We start from the raw sequence: 4,146 nt of genomic DNA, 5'->3' as shown, positions 1-4,146 counted from the left end.
CCTCGGATGTTGCCGACACTTGCTGCGCGGCGTCGGCACTGATGTTCCTCGCCGCGCAGCAAGTGTCGGCAACATCCGAGGTATCCGCCGGCAGCGGCTGAACGGAAATCGGCCAGTCCATTCACCTATTCGCGGCGGGCCGCGCTCCCGGTGCTCGGCCCGCTACAGGCCCTGAACAATCGAGAGGAGGCACAAGCCATGAATCACGGGCAATTTGAGGAACCGGTCACACTTCTGGTCGGAATGGGCTTTCCGAGGAAGATCGACAGCGTGATGGAAGCTTACGCACTGCTGCAGGACTGGCCGAGCGCCGGCCGCAACGGCGCCCATGCCGTCGCACTCAACGCTTGCAAGGCGGGCATCGTCGGCGAGATCGATCCGGAGACGGTGCGGGCCACGCTGGTCAGCTTCGCGCGCCGCCACGACATATTGGTGCCGGAGATGGTTACGCCGCTCGCGACGGCGGCCGGTGGTGCGCTGCGCACGAGGTGAACTGACGATGCGGCGCTGCACAGCGCCTGAAGACCATGGTCTTGCGATAAGCCAGGCGAACACGGAGACGCCGGAATTCCTTTCCGGGCGGGCGGCATTGTCGTTGGTCATTGAGCGAACGCGTCAGCAAGACTGACCTGTTCTGCCCGAATAGCGCTTCTGAGCGCCGCCTCCCGGTTAAAAAAGTATCATCCGTTGTCTTGAATCGTGGTGGCGCCTGTTGTCATGAGCCGGTACCTTGGCTCTTGAAATGCAGAGCCGAAACCAATTCGGCCGGTTTAGGGAATTGGGCCGAACGCGGCAAATATCCGTGCCGGCCCGGGAGGAAACGGACATGGAACCGGACCTGGAAGTTGTCCAGATACGACGCGGTGAGTCCTTCAAGGCGTGGTCGCACGGCTACCCCTTCCATACGGTGCGCTGGCACTTCCATCCCGAATATGAACTGCATCAGGTGATCTTCACCAACGGCCGCTATTTCGTCGGCGACTTCATCGGCGAGTTCGAGCCGGGCAATCTGGTGCTGACCGGGCCGAACCTGCCGCACAATTGGGTCAGCGATATCGCCAGGGACAGTTCGATCCCGCTGCGCGGCCGCATCATTCAGTTTTCCGAAAGTTTCATCGGCGATGCCATGCATGTGCTGCCGGAGTTGGCGGGGCTCACGGCTCTGCTCGAGGCGTCACGTCGCGGCGTGCTGTTTTCCAGCCGCACCAGCAAGGCGCTGGCGCCGCTGATGGAAGAGATGATGCAGGCACAAGGTGTGCGCCGCATCGAGCTGTTCATGATGATCGCCGGCCTGCTCAGCCGCGCCCAGGAATTCCAGCTTTTGGCCAGCGCCAGCTACCGGCCCGATCCCTCCGGCTACATGACCGCCGGCATGAATAAGGCGCTCGCCTATATCAGGGAAAACCTGACGCAGCTGTTCGACGAGGCGGACCTCGCCGCCATCGCCGGCCAATCGACCGGCGCTTTCTCACGCTCGTTTCGCCGTCACACCGGCATGTCGCTGGTGCAGTATGTGAAGCGGCTGCGCATCAACCTTGCCTGCCAGATCCTGATGAGCGACGAGCAGGCCTCGATCACCGACATCTGCTACGAGGTCGGCTTCAACAATCTGTCCAATTTCAACCGGCAGTTCCTGGCGGAGAAGGGCATGCCGCCCTCGCGCTTCAGGCGCCTGCTGGCCGACAACATCAACGCGGGAAAAGCCGCTTAACGGAGGAGCCAGGGAGGAACCAAGGGAGGATTTTTTCTTTTGCATGACGACGTGAGCCGCGTGGAGCGGTTCGCGATGGAGAACGCTTGTCTCGAATTCCTCCGTCGGCGGAGGTTGTCGGCGCGGCTCGAAAGGCCGGCGCCGGGTCCCGGTTCCCAATGCAGTTTGGGCGAGGGCGGATAGGTATCTTCAGACCAAAGCAGTCAACGACCTTCTTACAACCATATCCAGAAACGGAGAAGACCGAATGACCAAACTTTCATCTTCATTGAAGTCCGCTGGCAAGTCCGCCGGTGTGGCAGCCCTTGCGCTGTCGCTGCTGGCCGGCACCGCCGCGATCGCCAGGGCCGCCGAAGTCACCGATGCGACCGTCGCCTTCCTGATGCCCGACCAGGCCTCGACCCGCTACGAGCAGCATGATTATCCCGGCTTCGCCGCCGAGATGAAGAAGCTGTGCCCGGGCTGCAAGGTGCTCTACCAGAATGCCGATGCCGACGCCTCGCGCCAGCAGCAGCAGTTCAACTCGGTGATCTCGCAGGGCGCCAAGGCGATCGTGCTCGACCCGGTCGACTCGACCGCCGCCGCCTCGCTGGTCAAGCTGGCGCAGAGCCAGGGCATCAAGGTCATCGCCTACGACCGGCCGATCCCGACCGCGCCGGCCGATTTCTATGTGTCGTTCAACAATGAAGGCATCGGCAAGGCCATCGCCGACTCGCTGGTCGAGCACCTGAAGGCGCTGAAGGTCGATCCGGCCAGCGGCGGTGTGCTGCAGATCAACGGCTCGCCGACCGACGCGGCGGCCGGCCTGATCAAGAAGGGCATCCATGCCGGCCTCGACAATAGCGGCTACAAGATCCTGGCCGAATACGACACGCCGGAATGGGCGCCGCCGAAGGCGCAGCAATGGGCCGGCGGCCAGATCACCCGCTTCGGGCCGAAAATCCTCGGCGTGGTTGCCGCCAATGACGGCACCGGTGGCGGCGCCATCGCCGCCTTCAAGGCGGCCGGCGTCGATCCGGTGCCGCCGGTGACCGGCAATGACGCGACGATCGCGGCCTTGCAGCTGATCATCGCCGGCGACCAGTACAACACCATCTCCAAGCCGAGCGAGATCGTGGCGGCGGCGGCCGCCAACATCGCCATCAAGCTGCTTTCGGGCGAGACGCCGAAGGCCGAGATGACGCTGTACGACACGCCCTCGCAGCTGTTCACGCCAGCCGTGGTGACGCAGGAAAACCTGAAGGCCGAGATCATCGACAAGAAGATCAACACCGCGGCCGAACTCTGCGTCGATCGTTACGCGGAAGGCTGCAAGAAGCTGGGCATCGGGAACTGACCGCGACCCTTGCCCGCTCCGCTGCCTGGCCACCGCGCGGTGGCCAGGCAGCGCTCATCCGACATTTTTGAACCGGTTTTGAAAGGCTTCCTGGCATGATCGATACCCCGGACGAACCGGTTCCGGCAGGCGAGCTGGTGCTCAGCCTGCGCGGCGTTTCGAAGAATTTCGGCGCCGTTTCGGCGCTCACCGACATCGATCTCGATGTCCATGCCGGCGAGGTGGTGGCGCTGGTCGGCGACAATGGCGCCGGCAAGTCGACCCTGGTCAAGATCCTGGCCGGCGTGCATCAGCCGAGCTCAGGCACGATAAGTTTTCGCGGCAAGCAGGTGACGCTTGCAGATCCAAGTGCGGCGCTGACGCTCGGCATAGCCACCGTGTTCCAGGACCTGGCGCTGTGCGAGAACCTCGACATCGTCGCCAACATCTTTCTCGGTCGTGAGCTCAACCCGCTGCGGCTGGACGAGGTGGCGATGGAAGTGCGCGCCTGGACGCTGCTCAACGAGCTATCGGCGCGCATCCCAAGCGTGCGCGAAGTGGTCGCTTCGCTGTCGGGCGGCCAGCGCCAGACGGTGGCGATCGCCCGCTCGCTGCTGCTCGAACCCAAGCTCATCCTGCTCGACGAGCCGACGGCGGCACTTGGCGTGGCGCAGACGGCGGAAGTCCTCAACCTGATCGAGCGGGTGCGCGACCGCGGTCTCGGCGTCGTCATCATCAGCCACAATATGGAAGACGTGCGCGCCGTCGCCGACCGCATCGTCGTGCTGCGGCTTGGCCGCAACAATGGCATCTTCTCGCCCGACGCCTCGAACCAGGAACTGGTCAGCGCCATCACCGGCGCGTCGAACAATTCGGTGTCGCGGCGCGCCGAGCGGCGCCAAACCCAGCAGACTCAAATGGCGCGACAGGATCAAACGCAGGAGCCACGCCCATGAGCCGCGACGTGCAACAGACGGCCCCCGTGCCGCCGCAGCTCGACCGCGCCGACGTGCGCGTCAAGCATGAGGCGGGGATCGGCGGCGCCATCCGCAGGTTCTTCGACCGGGTCCGCTCGGGCGATCTCGGCTCGCTGCCGGTGATCGTCGGGCTGGTCATCATC

At 64.1% G+C, this 4,146-nt stretch carries 4 protein-coding genes and 1 pseudogene; all 5 read left to right on the top strand.

Translation table 11 applies throughout. From position 1 onward, the window contains the following. Positions 1 to 198 precede the first annotated feature (198 nt). Entirely contained in the window at positions 199 to 492 is a 294-nt protein-coding gene (locus EN939_RS23385) for a DUF982 domain-containing protein (protein ID WP_127270014.1), read from the top strand. Between the two features lie 334 nt (positions 493 to 826). After that, entirely contained in the window at positions 827 to 1,711 is an 885-nt protein-coding gene (locus EN939_RS23380) for an AraC family transcriptional regulator (protein ID WP_127270012.1), read from the top strand. Positions 1,712 to 1,958: 247 nt separating this feature from the next. Continuing rightward, on the top strand, positions 1,959 to 3,047 hold the full coding sequence (locus tag EN939_RS23375; RefSeq protein ID WP_127270010.1) for an ABC transporter substrate-binding protein: 1,089 nt from the start codon (positions 1,959 to 1,961) through the stop codon (positions 3,045 to 3,047). A 95-nt stretch (positions 3,048 to 3,142) separates the two neighbouring features. Continuing rightward, positions 3,143 to 3,982, top strand: coding sequence for an ATP-binding cassette domain-containing protein (locus EN939_RS23370; protein ID WP_127270008.1), 840 nt, complete (start codon positions 3,143 to 3,145; stop codon positions 3,980 to 3,982). Continuing rightward, positions 3,979 to 4,146 (top strand): annotated as a pseudogene (locus tag EN939_RS23365) (sugar ABC transporter permease); the annotation flags it as partial. The gene EN939_RS23370 and the pseudogene EN939_RS23365, both read left to right, overlap by 4 nt.

This window comes from Mesorhizobium sp. M7A.F.Ca.CA.002.05.1.1 (assembly GCF_003998335.1).
Classification (GTDB): Bacteria; Pseudomonadota; Alphaproteobacteria; order Rhizobiales; family Rhizobiaceae; genus Mesorhizobium.
The sequence above is the reverse complement of the archived record's forward strand: the minus strand, read 5'-3'. Positions and strand labels throughout refer to the sequence as shown.

Excerpts from the sequence above, each read along its gene's own strand:
- EN939_RS23380 (WP_127270012.1), top strand. The coding sequence starts at position 827 with ATGGAACCGGACCTGGAAGTTGTCCAGATACGACGCGGTGAGTCCTTC.
- EN939_RS23375 (WP_127270010.1), top strand. The coding sequence starts at position 1,959 with ATGACCAAACTTTCATCTTCATTGAAGTCCGCTGGCAAGTCCGCCGGT.
- EN939_RS23385 (WP_127270014.1), top strand. The coding sequence starts at position 199 with ATGAATCACGGGCAATTTGAGGAACCGGTCACACTTCTGGTCGGAATG.
- EN939_RS23370 (WP_127270008.1), top strand. The coding sequence starts at position 3,143 with ATGATCGATACCCCGGACGAACCGGTTCCGGCAGGCGAGCTGGTGCTC.